The organism is Tomitella cavernea (assembly GCF_016599145.1).
Taxonomy (GTDB): Bacteria; Actinomycetota; Actinomycetes; order Mycobacteriales; family Mycobacteriaceae; genus Tomitella; species Tomitella cavernae.
Window position 1 is genome coordinate 1 of sequence record NZ_JAENKO010000040.1, and the last position, 20200, is coordinate 20200.

Consider the following 20200-nt stretch of genomic DNA (forward strand, 5'->3'; position numbering starts at 1 on the left):
GGCGCGGGCGCTCGCCGGCTACCGGGTGGCGCACGGCGGGCCGGACGCGGGCGCGACCGCCGGGGCGGGTGGCCGCGGATTGCTGTCGCTGCTGGGAGTCGTCGACCCGTTCGCCCTGAGCCCCGAGCGCGCCTGGGTGCGGCGCACGGGCCGCGACCGCCTGCGAGTGCCGATCGGTGTCGATCCCTCCGGCATGCCGGTGGAGATCGACCTCAAGGAGGCCGCGGAGGGCGGCATGGGGCCGCACGGCCTGTGCATCGGCGCCACGGGGTCGGGCAAATCCGAGCTGCTGCGCACGCTGGTGGTCTCGTTGCTGATCACCCACGGTCCTGAACAGCTCAACCTGGTCCTCGTGGATTTCAAGGGCGGTGCGACGTTCCTGGGGCTCGAGAAGGCTCCGCACGTGTCTGCCGTCATCACGAACCTCGAGGACGAGCTGTCGATGGTCGACCGCATGCGCGACGCCCTGGCGGGAGAGATGCACCGCCGCCAGGAGTTGCTGCGCGCCGCCGGGAACTTCGCGAACGTCGGCGACTACGAGGCGGCGCGCGCCGACGGCGCCGGCCTCGCCCCACTGCCCGCGCTGTTCATCGTCGTCGACGAGTTCTCGGAGCTGCTCAGCCAGAAGCCGGAGTTCGCCGAGCTGTTCGTGGCCATCGGCCGACTCGGCCGCTCGCTGCACATGCACCTGCTGCTGGCCAGCCAGCGGCTGGACGAGGGCAGACTCCGCGGGCTCGACAGTCACCTGTCCTATCGGATCGGCCTGAAGACATTCTCCGGCAACGAGTCCCGGAGTGTCCTCGGGGTGCCGGACGCGTACCATCTTCCGCCCGTTCCGGGATCCGGGTACCTCAAGTGCGATTCCGGCGACCTCATCAGGTTCACCGCATCCTACGTGTCCGGGCAGGCGCCCCGGGGTGGCGCAACGGCCATGTCGGTGGAGCAGGTGCAGCGCGCATGGGCGATGGAGTTCACCGCGCAACCGCGGACGCCGCCGCAGGCGTCGATGCTCGTCCCCGCCGCCCCGCCCGCCGAGGTGGAGCAGTCCGCCCCGGTGCTGCTGGACGTGGTCGTCGGGCGACTGCGGTCCGGCGCGTACCGCGCGCACGAGGTGTGGTTGCCGCCGCTCGGTGCGCCGCCCGCGCTCGCCGCACTGCTCGAGGCGGCGGACCCGCGGCACGGTCAGGGCGACCTCACGGTTCCGCTGGCGCTGGTGGACCGCCCGTTCGACCAGCGGCGCGATGTCCTCACGGTGCGCCTGGCGGGCGCCGGCGGCAATGCCGCGATCGTCGGCGGGCCGCAGTCGGGCAAGTCGACCGCGGCGCGCACTCTGGTGCTGGCGCTGGCGGCGCGGTGCTCGCCGGACGAGGTGCAGGTCTATTGCCTCGACTTCGGCGGCGGGGCCCTCGCTTGCCTGTCCGGTGCGCCGCACGTGGGGTCGGTGGCCGGGAGACGCGACACCGACCTTGTGCGCCGTACGGTCGCGGAGCTCACCGCGATCGTCGATGCCCGGGAAGAGCAGTTCACGCGGCTCGGGGTCGAGTCGATGGACCGCTTCCGTGCCCTCCGCGCCGGGCCGGGGTGGTCGGTGGGAGACCGCCTCGATCGGTTCGGCGACGTGTTCCTGGTTGTGGACGGCTTCGCCGTGGTCCGTCAGGAGTTCGAGCAGCTCGAACCGCAGATCCAGGCGCTCGCGGTGCGCGGGCTGTCCTACGGGGTCCACGTGGTCGTCACGGCGAACAGGTGGGCGGAGCTCCGACCGGCGCTCAAAGACATGATCGGCACTCGCATTGAACTGCGTCTGGGGGACCCCGCAGACTCGGAGATGCACCGCAAGCGTGCAGCGCAGGTTCCGGCGGGCCGCCCCGGCCGCGGCCTCACAGGGGAGGGCCTGCACCTGCTGATCGCGGAGCCGCGGCTGACACCGCCCAGCGGTGAAGGGCGTGCGGCAGTCGACGATGCGGAAGCCGCCGTGGAGCTGCTGCGCGGACGGTGGCCGGGCCGCGCAGCGCCCGAGGTCCGCATGCTCCCGCGGATCCTGCTCCGGGAGTCGCTCGTGGAGCGGTGCGGCCCGGGCGGCGCCGGACTTTCCGTGCCGTTGGGCCTGGACGAGGCCGCGCTGGCGCCGGTGTTCGCGCGGTTGGGCGACCAGCCGCACTTCATGGTGTTCGCCGACCCGGAATCCGGCAAGACCAGCGCGCTGCGCACCCTCTGTCGGGGCCTGGTGGACGGGCACACACCCGAGCAAATGAAGCTGATCGTGGTCGACTACCGCCGCACGATGCTCGGCGAGGTCGTCGGTCCCCACCTGGCCGGGTACGCCACCACCGGCGACGTCCTCGGCCGGATGGTGGCGCACCTGCAGTCGGTGCTCGTCGGCCGGCTGCCCGGCGCCGACGTCACCCAGGTGCAGTTGCGTGCCCGTTCCTGGTGGGAGGGCCCGGAGATCGTCCTCGTCGTCGACGACTACGACCTGGTGGCCACCGCATCCGGAAACCCGTTGCAGCCGCTGGTGGAGTACCTGTCGCAGGGGAAGGACATCGGCTTCCACCTCGTCGTCGCCCGGCGCACCGGCGGCGCCGCACGTGCGCTGTTCGATCCGGTGCTCGGCCGGCTCAAGGACCTCTCCACGGACGGGATCGTCATGAACGGCAGCCGCGACGAGGGGCCGTTGATCGGCGGCGCCCGGCCGGATCGGATGCCGCCCGGAAGGGGCGTGCTGGTGAGCAGGTCCGGAGGGCGAAGGCTGGTGCAGCTGGCGTTCTCCGATGCTGCAGGGTGACAGGGTGCAGGATGATGCGCCGTGAGATGCCATGCCGCGGATTCGCCGGGTGCACGAGCCTGTGGATAACTCTCCTTGCGCGGCACCGCCGGTGGCCGTTCGGTGTAGTGTCGGAATCGTTCGGCCGCGGGGGCGGCGCGGGCGCCGGGCGCACCTGGGGAGCGGCCGGGTCGTGTGGGGGAGTTGCCGGGGAGCCTCAGGCGGAACGGCACGAGTGTCTTGGGGGGATCGCATAGTGAATCTGATCGCGTCCGTCGACCACATCCGATGGTGTGCAGACGAATTCGCGGGGGCCGGTGACGGGGTCGGTGCGGCGTCGGACGCGGACACCGCAGGGGTGGCAGCGGCGCTCGGCCCGGTGTTCGGGGTCCTCGGCGGCGGATTCGTCGAGTCCTTCGCGGCGGCACACGCCGCACACGCCGCCGGCGCGGCCGGGCTGGGAGCGGTCCTCGGTGCCGCCGGGGCGACGGCGACGGCCATCGCTGACGCCTACGAGAAGCATGAGTCCGCGCAGGCGTCCGCGCTCGCGGCGGAGGGCGGGCTGTGATCGCGGAGGCGTTGGCCAGGCCCATCACCGACCTGATCGCGCAGTCCGGCACCGGTGATCTGGGTGCCTGCGGCGCGGATGCCCGCGTGCGCGATGCGTCGGCGGGAATCGCGGCGGCGATGCGCACGGGGGTCACCTCGGCCGGCGCGGTGGGCGCGGGCTGGGAGGGGGTGGACGCGGAGGCGTGCGCACGGCTGGCGGCGCAAGCGGGCCGCGCCGGGGCGGCGCTGGTGGAACAGGGTGACGGCATCGCCGCGGTGCTCGGCGACGCCGCAGCGGGGGTGCGCCGCGGCGTGGGGGAGCTCGGCGGGATCCTCGATTCGTTCCTCGCCGTCGTCGCGTGCCAGGGGCCCGCGCTGCTCACCCCGGCGGGGCAGGTCGCGGTGGTGGCCGCGGCCGCCGACCACATCGAGCAGGCGCTGGCGGTGGTGGCCCGCATGCGTGGCGAGCTGGAGGCGCACGCCGCCGAGATGGCGGAGTTCATCCCGCAGGTGCCGCTGCCGACGATGCCCGACGGCGCCGGGCTGGTGCGCTTCGCCGAGGGACTTTCGCAGGCGGGGGCCGATCTGGCCGGGCAAGTGCGCATGGCGGCCGCCGGCGCCTGGGGAGACGTGAAGAGCCAGGTGGACGCCTACTTTGAAGCCGGAGCAGCGGGCGAAGGGGCGTCAGCCGACGCCGCATCCGGCGGCGTCGGGGCGGGCCAAGACGGGGCTTGCCCGCCCGGCTGCACCTGTCCGGCGTGCGCGGGCGCGGCGGACGGTGCGCAGACGGCCCCGGTCGCCGCCGACGGTGCGGTCGCGTCCGGCGCCGGGACGGGCTTCATGGGCGCCGGGGCGGAGGTCAGGTTGCCGAGCGGCGACGTGGTCACCGCCCCGAACGCCGAGGCGGCCGATGCGGTCCGCGCGGCGCTCACGCAGCGCGGCGTGCCGTACAGCTGGGGCGGTACCGATGCCGGGGAGGGCCTCGATTGCAGCGGGCTCACTCAGTGGGCGTACGGGCAGGCGGGCGTGGACCTGCCTCGCCTCGCGCAGAACCAGTCGGTGGGCATGCCGGTGTCGGCCGACGTGGTGGCCCCCGGCGACCTGGCGGTGTGGGACGGCCACGTCGCGATGGTCCTCGGTGACGGCAGGATGATCGAGGCAGGCGATCCCGTCCAGGTCTCCGCGCTACGGACGACCAACGGGGACATGCAGTTCCAGGGATTCTATCGGCCGACGGCCGGATGAGCGCCTACGTTCATCCGGTGCGGGGCGGGATGTGAACCGGCGTGGGGAGTGCCGGTAGTGGACAAGGCGAGGGGGAGCGATGGTGATCGGTGAGGCAGTGCGTAACGAGGTGCCCCGAGGGGCGCACGATGAGGACTGCGGGGAAGCGGCGGGGGCCGCGGAGCGTTCGGGTGCGGTGCGCGTGCGCGCCGCGCAGTCGGGGTTGCCGGTGCACGTGCACGTCGACGCGCAGCTGCCGGCGCGATGCGGGAGGGAACGGCTTGCGGGGCGGATCCTGCGGGTGTGCACGGCGGCCGCGGCCGCCGCGCAGGCACGGCAGCGTGCCGAGCTCGCCGCGGGCGGGATCGACGACGGACTCCTGGGTCGCATCGGACTGACTGACGCGGCCGGGGCGGCAGCAATCGGGCGGCGGGCGTGCGGGGAGGGGGAACCGGAGACGTGGCTGAGCAGGACCTGACCCTGGAGAACAGCGACGACCTCGCCGCGGCGGTGGAAGGGGCCTGGACCCAGGTGGAACATCTGCGCCGCTGCGCCGAGCGGATGCGGGCCGCGGTCGGGACGGGGTGCAGCGCCGACGGCAGCGTCGAGGCCGACGTCGATGGACTGGGCGTGCCCGCGGGGCTGCGGTTGCACGGCGATGTGCGCCCGGTGCGGGGGTGTGACCTCGGTGCGCGCGTGGTCGAGGCGTTCGCCGCGGCGTCGCACGACCTGGCGCGGCGGCACCGCGAGGTGCAGGTCGAGCTCGGCCTGGCGGACGGCAAGTGACCGCCGTCCCGCGCTCGCGGGACAACGGATTTCGGCGGGGCCGAAGCAGGCCCCGCACCGATGGATAGGGGAGGAGCACAGCAATGGCATTGACCACCGACACCGAGGTGATGCGCGCATCGGCGCAGGGGGCGATGGACGCTTCGGAGCAGATGAAGGCGACGCTCGGCCGGCTCAACGCGACCGTCGAGGGCGTGGCCGCGTCGTGGCAGGGCGACGCGCACACTGCCTTCGCGGGCGTCATGCAGCGGTACCACGCGAGCATGAACAAGATGCAGCTGTCTCTGGTCGAGATCAGCGAGAACATCAAGGGCAACAGCGTCGGCTACGAGGGGACCAGCCAGGACAGCGCGCAGTCGCTGAGCCAGGTCGGCGGCGCGCTCGACCTCTGACATCGCTTCGCGCGGAGCGGGCGTGGACACTCGCCCGGCTGCGCACCACTCGGGAAGGAAACACCATGACGGGACGCATCCACTACGACTTCGGCGGCATCGAGCAGTCGGCCTCGGAGATCGACGGCCACATCGCGGCTTTCAACGGGCACAAGGCCGACCTGGACACTAACGTCCGCACGCTTCTGGGGTCGTGGGAGGGCGAGGCGCAGGCGAGTTACCACGCGTCGCAGTCGAAGTTCGACCAAGCGTACGTCGAGCTCACCCAGGTGCTGCAGGTGATCAGCCGCAAGGTCAGGGAGGGCAACGACCTCATGCACGAGACCAACGCCCGGGCCGCCGCCAGCTGGGAGTAGCCGAGCGAGACCGGAGGCCGCCGTCGCCGGGCGGGTGCGCGGTGCGCGCCCGCCCGGTCGGCATCGCGGGACCATTTCAGGTCACCCGGTCGTCGGCTGACGACGTCGTATGAGATTGGGCGCACTCTGCTGCCGAGGACGCGACGTCTTCCGCCCGCAGTGTGGTCCCATTGGGGGATGCTCGATCGGGTTCGAGGGCGATCCGCGCGGTGGTGGGCCGGGGCTGTCGCGGTGCTGTGCGCCGTGGCGGCGCTGGGCCTCTGGTTCGGCGCCCCGCCGCTGTATCACTGGATGAGCACTCGGCAGGAGCGGCAGGGCGCGGTCTCCCTCGCGACCTACCTGGGCCTGCGCTTAGCGGAGACCGATACGGTCGTCTATTACGAGCACCATTCCTCATTTCCGGATTCCAGCGCGTATCTGGTCGTGGACTCGGCATCCGGTGCGGGCGCGCGCGAGATGCGCAGATCTTCGGGCCTCGCATCGTGTCATCTGGCGGATTCCGCGGACTTCGCCAACGCGCCGCCGGAGTACCGGCCCGCACCATCGCCGACGCTGATGTATTGCGAGTCGCAGGTTGTGCCCGCAGACGGCTTCCTCCGTGCTGCGTGGGATCCGGCTGTGGACCACGGCGAGCGGACCTACCTCTGGGCGATCGAGATGTGATGCACCATGCCCGCGACTATGCGGACCGGGTATGCGCTCTGGTGTGCGAAAGCGATCTACTGCACGCGTTCGGCGCCCACACCGGGAATGGCGGCCAGCGCATCGATCAGGGCGACGGGCCCGGCGATGAAGAGGTCGCTGTCGTACGCCTCGTACGCGGCGAGCCACACCCTGTCGTCCGGCCAGATCAGGTCGGGCCATTGACGCTGGAACCGGGTGGGGGTCGGGTTCCAGCCCATGTTCGGCGCCGCGCCGGCCGGTCCGCTGAACAGGACGTACCGGCTGCCGTGACCGACGCCCCCGATCGTCGCGCGGGGCCCGTCGAGGAACATCGTCGGCAGTCCGGCCGGGGGCGTCTGCGGTGCGGGTGCGCCCGCGGGGACGTAGGACGCGCCTGTGCCGGCGTGGCTGCTCCGCGTGACCGGCGTCCCCTCCTCCACGGCGTACCAGCATGTGGAGGGCGTGGTGGTGGCGCGCGACAGTGCGGCGGTGACGGCGGCGAGCACGGCGTCGGGCAGACCGGCGACACCGTCGAAGTCGTCGGGATCATCCGGGTTGGACAGGCGCACCCTTGCGGGGTAGCCGGTGGCGCGACCGGCTACGAAGGCGCCGCGGGGGAGCCACTCCGCCGGCGCCGTATCGGTCACCGGGGTCAGTCCGCGGGCATGCCATTGCGACCATGCCCGCGCGTCGCCGGCGGTGAGGGCCCCGAACCCCGCAGTGTCGTCCGGGTCCGCCACCGGCGCGTTCCGGTCGTGCGGGTAGCCGTCGCCCCACCAGAGGACCCCGCCATCGCGGATCGGCCGCGCCGGCTGCCGGTTCCCGGACGGTGTCACGCCGACGGCGGTGGCAATGCCGTCCGCGACCGCATCGGCCGCAGGGACATGGAGGCTCTCCGGATGGCGGTGCACCCCGAGTGCGTCGGCGCGGAACCCGAACAGCCGCGAAGCGTCGGCGCGCCGGTAGACGATTCTCAGGTAGCCCGGTTGATCGTCCAGGCGGGCCGAGACGACGGTGGCGCGTGGGTCGGCGTCGATCATGGTGACGGCGCGGTCGAGCACGTCTTGCGCCCATGACTGCGCCCATCGGCGCCGACGGTGCCACCGCCGCCGCCGCACTGCTTCGACGCCGGGCCACTGAGAGCTCTGGCCGCCCGGACTGCGGTACGGCCCCGGCGCCGGGGAGGGAGGCATGCGAAAGTTGCGCGTCACTGCGTGCCCTCCCATCCCGAACCCGCCCTTTCCGATGACGTAGTGCCCGGCCGGCCCCTGCCTACTGCCTGCGCCGGCCCGCCACGCGCACTCGCCGCATCCTCCGCCCCGGCCGCAGTCGGCGGCTGGACGCGCCTTGCGAGGCGGCGGGGCGGTCGAATGCGACGGGCGTGGCCGTTGCGGATGATGCCGTGCTCCGTGCGGGTCCGGGCGTCTTCTCGGCTGGGTGCGCGCGGCCGGACGTATCGACCGAAGATCGAGGTGCGTTCGGGCCGTAGTCTGCCTCGCTCGTGTCCGCGTCGGGGCGGCCGCGCCGGATCGCGCGCCGTTCGGCCGGCTTGCAATCCCACGCGTCGGGGTGCGCCGCCACCCAGCGCTGACTGCGCACCGCGAACGGGATGTGCACCAGATACACCGCGACGAGCACCAGCAGCACCACGTACGGGTAGGTGACCAGTCCGGCGACGGTCACGGCCACGCCGCCGAGCAGCAGCACCGCCGCGCGCCGGGGCACGGATGCGGCCTTCATCGCCAGGGTGGGTATGCGCGAGACGATGAGTACCGCGGTGAACAGGAGCCACACCATCACCAGCACCTGGTTGGTCCACCATCCGTCGCCCCACTGTTCTTCCGCGGCGATCGGCGCCATCGCCACCAGCGCCCCGGCCGGCGAGGGCACGCCGACGAAGAAGTCTTTGGTGTAGGAGGGGGCGGTGTCGTCGTCGACGAGCGTGTTGAACCGGGCCAGGCGCAGCACGATCGCCACGACGAACAGCAGCGTCGCGATCCACCCCAGCCGGTGTCCCTCGAGGAGGGATACGTAGATGACCAGGGCGGGCGCCACGCCGAAGGAGATCGCGTCGGACAGCGAGTCCAGCTCGGCCCCGATCTTGGTCGTGGCGTCGAGCATGCGGGCCACGCGCCCGTCGAGCGAATCGAGGATCGCGGCGAGCGCGATGAGCGCCAGCGCCACCCCCGGCTTGCCGAGCAGCGCGAAGTGCAGGGCGGACAACCCCGAGCACAGCGCGGCGATGGTGATGGTGCTGGGCAACAGCCGGATGGTGCTGATGCGCATGCCCTGGCGGTCGTCGGCGTCCTCGGCGGGCCCGACGACGGGGCCGCTCACCGGTCGGCCCTCCCGGCGTCGCGAGCATCGGGGCCGGGCGCGTCGGGGGTGGGCGCGCTGTCCGGAAGCTCGGCCAGGACGGTCTCGCCGCCCACCGTGCGCTGTCCGGGCTCGACGAGGATCCGTGACCCGGCGGGCAGGTACGTGTCCACGCGCGAGCCGAAGCGGATCAGCCCGTAGGTCTCGCCGATCCCGATGGTGGAGCCCTCGCCGGTGCGGCACACGATGCGGCGCGCCAGCAGTCCCGCGATCTGCACCGCGATCACACGGTGCCCGTCGGGCGTGCGCAGGGCCACGGCGTTGCGTTCGTTCACCTCGGCCGCATCGGGCAGGTCGGCCGAGAGGAACCGGCCTTTGCGGTACTCGATTCGCTCGACCACGCCGGTGACAGGGGAACGCTGGGTGTGCACGTCCAGGACGGAAAGGAACACGCCGACACGGGGTAGCGGGGCCTCGCCCATGCCGAGCTCCGCGGGCGGCGGGGCGTGGTCGACGAGCACGGCCTCGCCGTCGGCGGGCGCCACGACGACGCCGGGGCGCGTGGGCGGGACGCGGCGCGGGTTGCGGAAGAACGCGCCCGTCACCGCGGCGGCGGCGAGGGCGGGACCGCGCACGTACCGCCGTCGTCGGCCCGCCAACGCCGCGGCCAGGGGCACCGCCACGAATGGCGTCCCCGCGCGGTCCATGGGCGGCACGGTGGTGCGGATCAGGTGCACCGCGTGGGAGAGGGAGAAGGCGGGCTGCCCGGCGGCCTGCGATCCCGGGGCGCCGGGACTGCCCGGGCCTTCTACGTCGGTGGACTTCGGTCGGCGCGCCACTGTGTTCAGTCGTCTCCTCGGTCGCGGCCCCCGCCTGCTGCGGGGTGGCGGGGCATCGGCCCATTGTGCCAACACGCGGCGGCGTCGTCGCACCCGCGCAGGTGAGGGCGTCGACGCGGGCGGGGTGGTGGCGGCCGGATCAGACGGTGAGGTCCCTGACGGTGACCTCGGCCCCGGCGTCGAGCGCGGTGGTGTCCGCGGCGATCTCGAGCAGGCAGTTCGACGCGGCCATCCACCGCAGATGGTGCGACCCGGGAGGCCCGACGGTGGTGACGGTGCCGGCGTCGCGGTCGAATACGCCGCGCCGGAACTGCGTCTTGCCGGCGGGGGCCACGAGCGGCTCGGAGAGCACCGCGCGCCGACGCGGCCGCTCGGTGTCGCGGTACCCCATCGCCGCACGCAGCGCGGGACGCACGAACACCTCGAACGAGACGAGCGAGCTGACGGGATTGCCCGGCAACGTGACGACGGGGGTGCCGTCGACGATTCCCGCCCCCTGCGGCTTGCCCGGCTGCATGGCCACCCGGACGAACTCGACGCCCCGGCCGGCGAGGGCGTCCTTGACCACCTCGTAGGCGCCCATGCTCACCCCGCCGGAGGTGATGACCAGGTCGGCGTCGGCGGACCGCAGCACGGACAGGAACGCGTCGGCGTCGTCGGCGACGAAGTGCGCCTGCTCAGCCACGGCCCCGGCCTCGCGCGCCGCGGCCGCCAGCATGATTCCGTTGGACTCGTGGATCTGCCCGGGCAGCAGGTCGCGGCCCGGTTCCACCAGCTCGCTGCCGGTGGACAGCACCAGCACCTTGAGCGGGGGCACGACCGTGGCGTGCGGCGCGCCCAGCGCGGACAGCAGGCCGAGCTGCGCGGCGCCCAGTGCGGCACCCGCCTCCAGGACGACGGTGCCGGGGGTGACGTCGCTGCCGGCGCGCCGGATGTGGCGCCCGGCGGTGGGCGCGCGGCGGATCGCGACGCGGCCGGGGACCGCGTTGGCAGGCGGGGTGCCCGGGGCGGGTCCGCCGAGGGGGGCGGTGTCTTCGACCGGCACGATCGCGTCAGCCCCCACCGGCAGGGGCGAGCCCGTCATGATGCGGTGCGCGGTGCCCGGATCGAGCGGCGGGGTGTCGGTACGGCCTGCGGGGATGTCGGCGGCCACCGGCAGGGTGACGGGCTCGTCTTCGGAGGCTGCGGCGACGTCGTGCGCGCGGACGGCGTATCCGTCCATCGCCGAGTTGTCGAAGGCGGGGAGTGCGCGCCCGGCGACGAGGTCCGCGGCCAGGGGGCGCCCGGCCGCCTCGGTCAGGGGTAGGTCGGTCGCGGCAGCGGAACGGGGGAGGAGGGCCGCGACCACGGCGCGGTGCTCGGCAACGGTGCGCATGAGGCCATTGTGCAGGACGGTCTTGCGGCCGTGGCCCGACAGGGATAATTTAAGGGGTAATCATTCGGTAATAGACCTCGGGTCTGGACGTTCGGCGGGCTCGTGGAGATGGAGTGCGGAACATGGCAGCGGTAGAGGATGCGGTCCTGGACGTGCGCACGGAGCCGCCGGCGCGGCGCCACCAGTTGATCTTCGAGAGCTACGGGGCCTGCGGCGCGGGCGAGGGCTTCATCCTGGTCAACGATCACGACCCGAAGCCGCTGTATTACCAGTTCGCGGCGGAACACGAAGGCGACTTCACCTGGGAATACTTCGAGGAGGGGCCGGAGACGTGGCGGGTGCGTATCGGACGTCCGTGAGTGGTCGCGTGCGGGCACGCTCCGGCGTCGCGTCGTTCGATCGGGTGACAGTCGCATGCGTGACAGGCGAACGCGGGATATTTACCGTGAGTTCGCGCTCCGTTTCTGGCGGCGGTCCGAGGCAGTCATGGTTGATGCCGCGGCCCGTCGTGGTGTGGCACAGCATCCAGGGGCGCGTGCGCCCGACGAGATGCCGGGCAACGGATTCGGTGACGTGTCGACCGGTTGCACTGTCGACTGGCATGCGGCGACGAACTTCGCGCTCGACAGTTCCGCGACGGCCGATCTCGACGTGTTCGTGTCGCCCGAGTTCGACTCCGCGGGCTACCTGCGCACCGACAAGTGGGGCGACGCCACTCATATGACCTGGCGCACCGTCGCCGCCACCGATCGGGCGATCAACGATTTCCCGCTCACGGTCACGCTGCCTGCCGGCTACACCTACGACGAGTCCGACGTGTCCATCAAGCCCGCCGACGACACCTGGTTCGGCACCTCGATGCAGACGGACGATTGGGCGACCGGCGTCGGACCCGACGATCTCCAGGTTGCAGGGCCTGTCGTGAACGAGGACGGCACCTCCACGTTCATGATCACCGCGGTGGGCGGCTCGCTGCCTGCCGACGGCCGGCTTGATCGCCGGCAGCCAGCACCTCACAGGCACCGCGGTGCCTGTGAGGGCGATGGCCCGTTCTGCGGCGACGGCATCTTCTCCGGATCCCTGGGCTCGCTGTTCGGCGGCGGTTCGCTCGGTTCGCTGTCCGCCGGCTGATCGGGCGGGCGGCACCGGGCGGGCGGCACTACGCGACGGCGCCCCGCACTCTGCACGAGCGCGGGGCGCCGTCGCGTCGCTACCGTGTGACGTGGCCTATACGTGAGTAGCAGGTGCCGACCCATGAGGACGAGCAGGCGTCCGCGGCGCAGGAGCAACCGGCCGGAAGACGGCATGCCGGCAAGATCATGCTGTGCCTCTGACCCGGCCGGACCTGTTGATGCGGCGGTGCAGAGGTCAGGCCGCCTCGGCCTCGCGCTTGATGCGGGCGAGCGTCGCGTCCATGCCCTTGGTGAGGTTCTGCTCGAACGGCTCGGTGCCGCCCATGAAGTACTTGACGAGGAACTGCGAGACCTTCGACGTGCCCTCGGGCGCTTCGCGGCGCTCGGTGACGGTGGTGGTGTGGCCGTCGCTGTTCAGCTCGTAGGACCAGATCGTGCGGTTCTCGTTGACGCGGAACGCGATCTGCTTGTTCGGCTCGTAGCGCACCACCTTGGAGGTCGTCGGCCACACGCGCCAGCCCGACTTGTTGAGGTTGAACGTCTTGGCGCCCACGCCCACGGGGCCGGTGACGCGCATCTTGCGCGTCATCGGGCTCCACTCGCCCATGCGCTTGAGGTCGGAGACGATCGTCCACACCTTCTCCGGGGGCGCTTCGATCTCGATGGTGGCCTTCAACTCGTCGGTCACGGGGTGTTCCAATCTGTCCGGGGTCTGAGGGGCGGGCTTCCGTCCCGCTGCGGGCCCGTTATCTGCAACCCGCGTTTACAGCCATGTGGAGCGTAGTGGGCGGAGGCGCTCCCGGCCAGTGGCAGTCCTCACAACGGTGGCGGGTATCCGACGGTAGACCATCAGGGACGGCCCCGGCCGAAGGCTGCGGGGTTCGATGGCGGGCGGCGAACGGGAGGGCCCTATGGAGAAAGTCATTTACGCGTTGTGGCGTGACGACGGGGCGGGCGAGGGGGACGTGGCCGCGCGTGACGCGTTCTCGGCCGCGCTGCGCGGTCCCGTGGCCGAGCGGATCGCCGCGGTCGGGGCGCGGGGCGTGCAGGTGTGCGCCGACGACGGGGCTGTCGCCGACGCGCCGCTGCGGCTGACCACGTTCGACCGTCCGGTCTCCGCGTTCGTCGCAGTATGGCTGGACCGGTGCCAGGGGCCCGAACGCCGGCGGATCGAGGAGATCCTGCAATCGCATGCGGGCCGGGCCGAGGGGTGGCTCGTCACCGAGTCGGTGCCGATGGCGATGCCCGCGCCGGACGGCTGCGGCGCGGGCGCGCGCGTACGCGGGTTCACGGGAGTCGCCCTGCTGCGGCGCCCCGACGGCATGGACGCGGAACACTGGCGCGCACGCTGGCAGGACCACCACACGCAGGTGGCCATCGACGTGCAGGGCACCTTCGGGTACGTGCAGAACCTCGTGATCCGCGCGGTGACGGACGGGGCGCCCCCGCTCGCGGCGATCGTCGAGGAACAGTTCCCCGACGCCGCCAAATCCGACATCTACGCCTTCTACGGCGTCGACCGCGAGCGCGACGACGCCAAGGCGGAGCTCAAACGGCGGACCGACGCGATGGGAGCGTCGACGACCACGTTCGGCGCGGCCGAGAAGATCGACGTGGTGCCCACCAGCCGGTACATGCCCGTGCCGCCGACATTCGGATCAGCCTTCGGATAGCTGGTGAATGCGCTGGTGCGACAATCCGACCAGCGCACCTACGTCGCGGTAGCTCGCGCCGCACTCGCGCAATTGGCGGATGCCATCGCGGAGCGTCTCCGCCTCGTTCGCCTGCGCCCTCCGCCGGTGCCGCCGTGCCTCGTCGATCCGGTGCAGCGTCTCCATGATGGGTAGGGGCCAGGTGATGTCCAGCGCGATGTCGGCGGCGCCGAGGCCTGTCACCGCGCAGATGAGGTCGGTGGACTTTTCGGCGACATCGCGGATGTTACGAGCGAATGCGACGCGGTCGACGGCGGGAACTTCAAGGGCCCAGCCGTGCGCGTCGGAGTTCACCCGTACGGCGAAAGTCTTCATTTATTTCCGGCCTCTCCGCGGTTCCTGCCCAGTGTTTTTGCGTCATGAGTTGTCTAGCAAGTGTGGACAACGGCAGGCAAGTCGGGATGGACAGAATTGGTGTGGGGAACGTTTTCGCTCCACACCGTCGTCGTGCCCTACTGATGCCGATCCTGTGGGGCCGTGTGGCAGGCGCCCGTTCGTGGGGTGAGCGGGACGGCCGGGAAAGACCAGGAAGACCCGGGTTTGCATTGGATTGTCCGCGGGAACCCGCGACCTGTCCGGTGGCGGCCGACCGTCGTCCGTTCCGTTCCATCGTGCGGGAAAACTATCCCATGAGCCGCTCGTCCACAACCGATGTAGAGCGTTCGGCTGACGCCGAATCTGCAGTTTTCGGGACGGCTTCCTTGTTGTCGGACTTCATGTGTATGGTCCCAACCATGACTTGGATTCCGGCGCGTCTTGGCGCGAGGAGCTGCTGCGGAGCCGGGCTTTTCAACTGTTTTGTCGAGATCGCGCAAAAGAGAAGGTTGTGAATTTCATGCGTACAGTACGGACTTCGATGCTCGCGGGTATCGGCGCGGTGGCCCTGGCCGGCGCGTTCGTCGCACCCGGTGTCGCCGCGGCCGCGCCGAGCGGCTCGCTCGGAAGCCTGGGGTCTTCCGGCGGGGAGGGGGCGGCCCCGGAAGCGACCGAGACGGGGGTCGTCAGCTACTCCCCGGACGAGCGCGTGACCGTCGCGGCCACCGGGTACGACAACTGCACGATCGACTTCACGCTGGGCGCGAAGAACAGCGACGCGATCAACTGGGTGGCGGACTTCCGCGTGGACGGCGAGGACGCGAAGATCGACGGTGGGGAGGGTGAATTCTTCGACGTGTACCGCCCGGTTGTCACCAACCAGGCTGATGCGGCGCAGGCCCTGAACGACAAGTACAGCGACAAGTACGGCTGGAACGTCGCGGTGGATGAGAACACCGTGAACCTCGACGATCTGGGTATCGCGCCGACCGAGGACGGCACGCACACGGTCACGTTCAAGATGTACCGGGGCAGCCCCGCGGGTGGATGGGCCGCGGCGGAGGAAAAGGGCTGGGCGGGACCGGTCACTGTCACCGGCTGCGAGACCACGGCGGGCACCGCTCTGGGCAGCCTGGATCTGTTCGGCAGCCTCGGCAGCCTGTTCGGCACCGAGAAGTAGCACTGCAAGTGGCAGCGCCGGTCCCGGGAGCGTCCGCCCCCGGAGCCGGCGCTGCTGTGCTCGGCGCAGTGAAGGCCGGTGTGCTCGCTCAGCGTCGCAGGCAGCACTTCGGCGAACCCGTCGCCGTCGAGCGCGAACCCGGCGTGCGAGGCGCGCAACGTCCGCACCGTGAACGGGTTGACCGGGAAACGCTCGTCGGCTTCGCGGATCATCCTGTCCTGCATGGCGCCCGCCCGACGCCGAGAGCCCCGGGGGTCGCCGACGTTCAGCCCCGCCAGGTCGGGCGGCAGGCTGGAGGAGAATTCCGGCTCCGTCATGTACCCATACGGTCCCGACCGCTCCACACACGCCCAGGCGGAGACGTAGACCAGCCCGTCGACGAGTTCCGGCGCCACACTGGCGACCCGGCCGATGGTGATGCCGCCCAGGCTTGCGCCCACCAGGACGACGGGCCCGTGCGCGCGCAGACGCCGGGCGGCTTCGACCACCGCCTCGACGTTGTCTCCCAGCGTGATCTCCGCGAGCGGAGAGGGTTCAGTCGCCCACGCGTCCAGACCCTGGGGTGCCTGATACGACTGCGAGTCCGGGGTGTCGAGCCCGTGACCGGGCAGGTCGATGGCGTACGAGCGGACGCCGCGCAGTGCGAGTGCACGCTGGACCGGGGCCCACATGAACGAGCTCGTTCCGGATCCGTGCACGAACAGATAGGTCGGTGCACCCGCACCGGAGTGGAAAATAGACATGCGTGACTGCCTGTCGGTCGAAGGAAGTTCGATCCATCGGCGACACATCGGAGCCGGCGGGGTTCTGACCGCCGGGTCGGAGGCCCGCTGCAGGGGCGGGCGGAGTGCGCCGGGTCAGTGGGCGCGCAGTCGCATGAACTCGATGAGCATGACGGTGAGGCTAACAGGGGTGCGCGGCGTCGCTTGCGGATCCGGGCAGCGAACTACTCGGCCCCGCCCGCCGATCAAGCAGTTTGTGCACGTTTCCCGCGCGGATCATGCAGAAACTGCTTGATCAGCGGGAACTGTCAGGCGTGGGCGGTGTGCGCCGGTAGGTGCTCGATGGCGCACCGCGGTCCGGGTGCTCGCGCCAACCGGGCATCGGTGGTGATGAGCGTGGCGTCGATCGATTCTGCCAACGCCACGTATGTCGCGTCATAGGCCGACAAGTTGTGGCGCAGTGACCAGATGCGCGGCCGCAGCCCCTCGGCTGGGAACCGGTCGAACGAGAGCGCGAGGAAGCCGTCCATCGTGGTGGTTGCCTGTGCGTCGGTGAGGATCGCACGTCGCGCGAGGGTGCTTAGCACGTTGGTGACCTCACTGTCGATGAGGTGGGGAACTGCCGGCGGATCGTCCCCCACGGCTGCGGGATCCACGTCTGCCACGAGGAGTTCGACGATGACGCCGGCGTCGTACACCTTCACCCGCGGCCCTCGTCGAGCGCATCGAGGATAGTGTCACGGTCCACGCTGGCGACTACCCGCTGCTGTGTACGGCGGATGACCTCGGCATTCTTTGCGGCAGTCTGCGTGCGCGCCGCGGTGCGCTTCAACTCGCGCAGCAGATAGCCGGTCAGCGACAATCCCTGCTCTGCGGCCGCCGAGGCCAGGGCGGTGTGCACTTCCTCGGGGACGTCCCTGATCTGCACGACCCTTGCCATGCCTCCAGGATTGTCATGGTGGGTGCAGAGTGCACCCACTTGGCGCCCGCCCCGGCGAGCAAGTTCTTTCTGCACGAGGATCGTGCAGAAAGCGCTTGGTCGGCGCTCGAAGGGCCGCCGGGGCGGTCTGCGACAGGGAACCGCTCCGCAGTCTGTCGCACTACGCTGAACCCATGAGTGACGCGGCGGGCGCGGGCAGCGCGCATCCGGTGGACGTGGACGGCGTGCTGCTGGACATCGACGGCGTGATCGCCACTTCCTGGCGTCCGCTGCCGGGTGCGGCGGACGCGCTCGAGGAGTTGGAGCGCCGCGGCATCCCGCGCGCGTTCCTCACGAGCACCACCTCGCGTACGCGCGCGGAGATCGTGGAGCGTTTGGCCGCCGGCGGCATCGCGGTGGATGCCGACGAGGTGCTCACCGCCGCGGTGCTCACCTCCGAGTATCTGCAGGCGACGCACCCGGGCGCACGCGTGTGGCTGATCAACAGCGGGGCCGACCTCACCGAGGACATGACGGGGGTGGCGTTCGACGCTGCCGACCCGGAGCTGGTGGTGCTCGGCGGGGCGGGCGCGGCCTTCGATCACCTCACGCTCAGCCGGGTCGTCGAGCTGATGCTGGAGGGCACGCCGGTGGTCGCGATGCACCGGGGTGTGGTGTGGGCGACCGAGGACGGGCTGCGCGTGGACACGGGGCTGTACCTTCCCGGGCTGGAAGAGGCGGGCGGCGAGGGGATCACCGTGGTGGGCAAGCCGTCGATCACGGCGTTCCTCTCGGCAGCGGAGGTCGTCGGTGTGGAGCCCACGCGGCTGCTGATGGTGGGCGACGACCTGCACTCGGACGTCATCGCCGCGCAGCGCGCAGGTCTCACGGGCGCGCTGGTGCGCACGGGCAAGTACCGCGAGGCCGTGGTAGACGTGTCGCCGGACAAGCCCGACCGCATCATCGACTCGATCGGAGACCTGCCGGCGCTGCTCGGCAGATCCTGAAGGTCCCCACATACCGCCGAGTTCCGCCAGGCCCACCGGCGGGGCCCGCGATGCCTTGCACTCTCAGGTGGTGAGTGCTAAAAATGGGGTTGGCACTCGCCGCGCGTGAGTGCCAGGTCGGGACGGTGAGACCGTGGCCGCCCGCACGTGACTGCGCGTGCGGCACTGGCGGCGGTCGTCCGTCGCGGGCACCGAGCCTGGCCAGCAGCGTACTAGGGGTGCGGCACCATCCGCCCGCCCCGTGTGTCAGCCTTCCTACCTGGAGGATCACTTCGCAATGGCCAAGATGATCGCGTACGACGAAGAGGCCCGCCGCGGCCTCGAGCGGGGCCTGAACTCCCTCGCCGACACCGTCAAGGTCACGTTGGGGCCCAAGGGCCGCAACGTGGTCCTGGAGAAGAAGTGGGGCGCCCCCACGATCACCAACGATGGCGTGTCCATCGCCAAGGAGATCGAGCTGGAGGACCCTTACGAGAAGATCGGCGCCGAGCTGGTCAAGGAGGTCGCCAAGAAGACGGACGACGTCGCGGGCGACGGCACCACCACCGCCACCGTGCTCGCCCAGGCGCTCGTGCGCGAGGGCCTGCGCAACGTCGCGGCCGGCGCCAACCCGCTGGGCCTCAAGCGCGGCATCGAGCAGGCCACCTCGGCCGTGTCCGAGTCGCTGCTCAAGGCCGCCACCGAGGTCGAGACCAAGGAGCAGATCGCCGCCACCGCCGGCATCTCCGCGGGCGACATGTCCATCGGCGAGCTCATCGCCGAGGCCATGGACAAGGTGGGCAAGGAAGGCGTCATCACGGTCGAGGAGGCGCAGACGTTCGGTCTGAGCCTCGAGCTCACCGAGGGCATGCGCTTCGACAAGGGCTACATCTCCGGCTACTTCGTCACCGACGCGGAGCGCCAGGAGGCCGTCCTGGAGGATCCCTACATCCTGCTGGTCAGCTCCAAGATCTCCACGGTCAAGGATCTGCTGCCGCTGCTGGAGAAGGTCATCCAGTCCGGCAAGCCGCTGGCCATCATCTCCGAGGACGTCGAGGGCGAGGCCCTGTCCACGCTGGTGGTCAACAAGCTCAAGGGCACGTTCAAGTCGGTCGCCATCAAGGCCCCCGGCTTCGGTGACCGCCGCAAGGCGATGCTGCAGGACATGGCCATCCTCACCGGTGGCCAGGTCATCAGCGAAGAGGTCGGCCTCTCCCTGGAGAGCGCGGGCCTGGAGCTGCTGGGCCAGGCGCGCAAGATCGTGGTCACCAAGGACGAGACCACCATCGTCGAGGGTGCGGGCGATTCCGAGTCGATCGCGGGCCGCGTGAGCCAGATCCGCGCGGAGATCGAGAACTCCGACTCCGACTACGACCGCGAGAAGCTGCAGGAGCGCCTGGCCAAGCTGGCCGGCGGTGTTGCGGTGATCAAGGCCGGCGCCGCCACCGAGGTGGAGCTCAAGGAGCGCAAGCACCGCATCGAGGATGCCGTGCGCAACGCCAAGGCGGCCGTCGAGGAGGGCATCGTCGCCGGCGGCGGCGTGGCCCTGCTGCAGGCTGTCCCGGCGCTCGACGGCCTCGCGCTCGAGGGCGACGAGGCGACGGGCGTCAACATCGTCCGCGTCGCGCTGGAGTCGCCGCTCAAGCAGATCGCCGACAACGCCGGCCTGGAGCCGGGCGTCGTCGCCGCGAAGGTGCGCGAGCTGCCCGCGGGCCAGGGCCTCAACGCCGCCACCGGCGTGTACGAGGACCTGATGGCCGCCGGCATCAACGACCCGGTGAAGGTCACCCGCTCGGCGCTGCAGAACGCGGCGTCCATCGCGGCCCTGTTCCTCACCACCGAGGCCGTCGTCGCCGACAAGCCGGAGAAGGCCGCCCCCATGGCGGACCCGACCGGCGGCATGGGCGGCATGGACTTCTGAGTCCGCCGCGCACGCGCTGACAGAAAGGGCGGGCCCCACACCGGGATGGTG

Annotated in this window: 21 protein-coding genes and 2 pseudogenes; 14 read left to right on the forward strand and 9 right to left on the reverse strand. The window is 71.2% G+C overall.

All coding sequences use genetic code 11. The features are described from left to right. The 8 genes from eccCb to JJ683_RS13610 all read left to right on the forward strand — a co-directional run. On the forward strand, window positions 1-2782 hold a 2782-nt coding region (eccCb, locus tag JJ683_RS13575), incomplete at its 5' end, for a type VII secretion protein EccCb (RefSeq protein WP_200174879.1). Between the two features lie 235 nt (window positions 2783-3017). Then, window positions 3018-3329 (forward strand): type VII secretion target, encoded by a 312-nt coding sequence (locus JJ683_RS19160; RefSeq protein WP_307810927.1) that lies wholly within the window; start codon window positions 3018-3020, stop codon window positions 3327-3329. Then, complete coding sequence (locus tag JJ683_RS13585; protein ID WP_307810928.1) at window positions 3326-4555, forward strand: C40 family peptidase; 1230 nt, start codon at window positions 3326-3328, stop codon at window positions 4553-4555. The genes JJ683_RS19160 and JJ683_RS13585 overlap by 4 nt, the downstream gene beginning before the upstream one ends. Before the next feature lie 79 nt (window positions 4556-4634). Then, window positions 4635-5012, forward strand: a complete 378-nt coding sequence (locus tag JJ683_RS13590; RefSeq protein ID WP_200174883.1) for a hypothetical protein — start codon at window positions 4635-4637, stop codon at window positions 5010-5012. Next, on the forward strand, window positions 4994-5320 hold the full coding sequence (locus JJ683_RS13595) for a hypothetical protein (protein ID WP_200174885.1): 327 nt from the start codon (window positions 4994-4996) through the stop codon (window positions 5318-5320). The genes JJ683_RS13590 and JJ683_RS13595 overlap by 19 nt, the downstream gene beginning before the upstream one ends. 83 nt (window positions 5321-5403) lie before the next feature. Next, window positions 5404-5712 (forward strand): WXG100 family type VII secretion target, encoded by a 309-nt coding sequence (locus JJ683_RS13600; protein ID WP_200174887.1) that lies wholly within the window; start codon window positions 5404-5406, stop codon window positions 5710-5712. Between the two features lie 65 nt (window positions 5713-5777). Next, window positions 5778-6068 (forward strand): WXG100 family type VII secretion target, encoded by a 291-nt coding sequence (locus JJ683_RS13605; RefSeq protein ID WP_200174889.1) that lies wholly within the window; start codon window positions 5778-5780, stop codon window positions 6066-6068. A gap of 177 nt (window positions 6069-6245) precedes the next feature. Continuing rightward, complete coding sequence (locus JJ683_RS13610; protein WP_242474707.1) at window positions 6246-6731, forward strand: hypothetical protein; 486 nt, start codon at window positions 6246-6248, stop codon at window positions 6729-6731. 56 nt (window positions 6732-6787) lie between these two features. Here the strand turns inward: JJ683_RS13610 and JJ683_RS13615 are convergent, their stop codons facing one another. From JJ683_RS13615 to moeA, 4 genes and pseudogenes are all read right to left on the reverse strand, one after another. Next, complete coding sequence (locus JJ683_RS13615) at window positions 6788-7792, reverse strand: hypothetical protein (protein WP_200174891.1); 1005 nt, start codon at window positions 7790-7792, stop codon at window positions 6788-6790. 430 nt (window positions 7793-8222) lie between these two features. Next, window positions 8223-9017, reverse strand: a pseudogene (locus JJ683_RS13620) (CDP-alcohol phosphatidyltransferase family protein); the annotation flags it as partial. Window positions 9018-9064: 47 nt separating this feature from the next. After that, on the reverse strand, window positions 9065-9886 hold the full coding sequence (locus JJ683_RS13625; protein ID WP_372435299.1) for a phosphatidylserine decarboxylase: 822 nt from the start codon (window positions 9884-9886) through the stop codon (window positions 9065-9067). A gap of 139 nt (window positions 9887-10025) precedes the next feature. Then, window positions 10026-11261 carry a molybdopterin molybdotransferase MoeA gene (gene moeA / locus JJ683_RS13630; protein ID WP_200174893.1) on the reverse strand — a complete coding sequence of 412 codons (1236 nt, stop codon included), beginning with the start codon at window positions 11259-11261 and terminating at the stop codon, window positions 10026-10028. Between the two features lie 122 nt (window positions 11262-11383). Here moeA and JJ683_RS13635 point away from each other — a divergent pair, with 122 nt between their 5' ends. Then, window positions 11384-11620 (forward strand): DUF2249 domain-containing protein, encoded by a 237-nt coding sequence (locus JJ683_RS13635; protein WP_200174894.1) that lies wholly within the window; start codon window positions 11384-11386, stop codon window positions 11618-11620. A 154-nt stretch (window positions 11621-11774) separates the two neighbouring features. Further along, on the forward strand, window positions 11775-12392 hold the full coding sequence (locus JJ683_RS13640) for a hypothetical protein (RefSeq protein WP_200174895.1): 618 nt from the start codon (window positions 11775-11777) through the stop codon (window positions 12390-12392). 237 nt (window positions 12393-12629) lie between these two features. On the opposite strand, the gene JJ683_RS13645 is transcribed toward JJ683_RS13640, so the two are convergent. Further along, on the reverse strand, window positions 12630-13082 hold the full coding sequence (locus JJ683_RS13645) for an SRPBCC family protein (RefSeq protein ID WP_200174896.1): 453 nt from the start codon (window positions 13080-13082) through the stop codon (window positions 12630-12632). Window positions 13083-13305: 223 nt separating this feature from the next. On the opposite strand from JJ683_RS13645, the gene JJ683_RS13650 reads away from it, so the two are divergent. Next, window positions 13306-14067, forward strand: a complete 762-nt coding sequence (locus tag JJ683_RS13650) for an EthD domain-containing protein (protein ID WP_200174897.1) — start codon at window positions 13306-13308, stop codon at window positions 14065-14067. On the opposite strand, the gene JJ683_RS13655 is transcribed toward JJ683_RS13650, so the two are convergent. Continuing rightward, window positions 14053-14400, reverse strand: a complete 348-nt coding sequence (locus tag JJ683_RS13655; protein WP_200174899.1) for a hypothetical protein — start codon at window positions 14398-14400, stop codon at window positions 14053-14055. The two genes, JJ683_RS13650 and JJ683_RS13655, sit on opposite strands and share 15 nt — an antisense overlap. Window positions 14401-14941: 541 nt before the next feature. Here JJ683_RS13655 and JJ683_RS19165 point away from each other — a divergent pair. After that, window positions 14942-15601, forward strand: a complete 660-nt coding sequence (locus tag JJ683_RS19165) for a hypothetical protein (protein ID WP_242474708.1) — start codon at window positions 14942-14944, stop codon at window positions 15599-15601. Window positions 15602-15765: 164 nt separating this feature from the next. On the opposite strand, the pseudogene JJ683_RS19775 reads toward JJ683_RS19165, so the two are convergent. From JJ683_RS19775 to JJ683_RS13670, 3 genes and pseudogenes are all read right to left on the reverse strand, one after another. Further along, window positions 15766-16392: pseudogene (locus JJ683_RS19775) on the reverse strand (alpha/beta fold hydrolase); the annotation flags it as partial. Window positions 16393-16631: 239 nt separating this feature from the next. Beyond that, the gene (locus tag JJ683_RS13665) at window positions 16632-17027 is read right to left on the reverse strand and encodes a type II toxin-antitoxin system VapC family toxin (RefSeq protein WP_200174902.1); all 396 of its coding nucleotides are present in this window, start codon (window positions 17025-17027) and stop codon (window positions 16632-16634) included. Continuing rightward, window positions 17024-17263, reverse strand: a complete 240-nt coding sequence (locus JJ683_RS13670) for a hypothetical protein (RefSeq protein ID WP_200174903.1) — start codon at window positions 17261-17263, stop codon at window positions 17024-17026. Before JJ683_RS13670 ends, JJ683_RS13665 begins: the two co-directional genes overlap by 4 nt. A gap of 173 nt (window positions 17264-17436) precedes the next feature. Here JJ683_RS13670 and JJ683_RS13675 point away from each other — a divergent pair, with 173 nt between their 5' ends. Beyond that, a complete protein-coding gene (locus JJ683_RS13675; RefSeq protein WP_200174907.1) occupies window positions 17437-18249 on the forward strand; it encodes an HAD-IIA family hydrolase in 813 nt (270 codons plus the stop codon). A 277-nt stretch (window positions 18250-18526) separates the two neighbouring features. Beyond that, window positions 18527-20149 carry a chaperonin GroEL gene (groL, locus tag JJ683_RS13680; RefSeq protein ID WP_182349047.1) on the forward strand — a complete coding sequence of 541 codons (1623 nt, stop codon included), beginning with the start codon at window positions 18527-18529 and terminating at the stop codon, window positions 20147-20149. Window positions 20150-20200: the final 51 nt, after the last annotated feature.

Excerpts from the sequence above, each read along its gene's own strand:
- JJ683_RS19165 (WP_242474708.1), top strand. The coding sequence starts at position 14,942 with ATGCGTACAGTACGGACTTCGATGCTCGCGGGTATCGGCGCGGTGGCC.
- JJ683_RS13670 (WP_200174903.1), bottom strand. The coding sequence starts at position 17,263 with ATGGCAAGGGTCGTGCAGATCAGGGACGTCCCCGAGGAAGTGCACACC.
- JJ683_RS13650 (WP_200174897.1), top strand. The coding sequence starts at position 13,306 with ATGGAGAAAGTCATTTACGCGTTGTGGCGTGACGACGGGGCGGGCGAG.
- JJ683_RS13600 (WP_200174887.1), top strand. The coding sequence starts at position 5,404 with ATGGCATTGACCACCGACACCGAGGTGATGCGCGCATCGGCGCAGGGG.
- moeA (WP_200174893.1), bottom strand. The coding sequence starts at position 11,261 with ATGCGCACCGTTGCCGAGCACCGCGCCGTGGTCGCGGCCCTCCTCCCC.
- groL (WP_182349047.1), top strand. The coding sequence starts at position 18,527 with ATGGCCAAGATGATCGCGTACGACGAAGAGGCCCGCCGCGGCCTCGAG.
- JJ683_RS13605 (WP_200174889.1), top strand. The coding sequence starts at position 5,778 with ATGACGGGACGCATCCACTACGACTTCGGCGGCATCGAGCAGTCGGCC.
- JJ683_RS13610 (WP_242474707.1), top strand. The coding sequence starts at position 6,246 with ATGCTCGATCGGGTTCGAGGGCGATCCGCGCGGTGGTGGGCCGGGGCT.
- JJ683_RS13590 (WP_200174883.1), top strand. The coding sequence starts at position 4,635 with ATGGTGATCGGTGAGGCAGTGCGTAACGAGGTGCCCCGAGGGGCGCAC.
- JJ683_RS13675 (WP_200174907.1), top strand. The coding sequence starts at position 17,437 with ATGAGTGACGCGGCGGGCGCGGGCAGCGCGCATCCGGTGGACGTGGAC.
- JJ683_RS13635 (WP_200174894.1), top strand. The coding sequence starts at position 11,384 with ATGGCAGCGGTAGAGGATGCGGTCCTGGACGTGCGCACGGAGCCGCCG.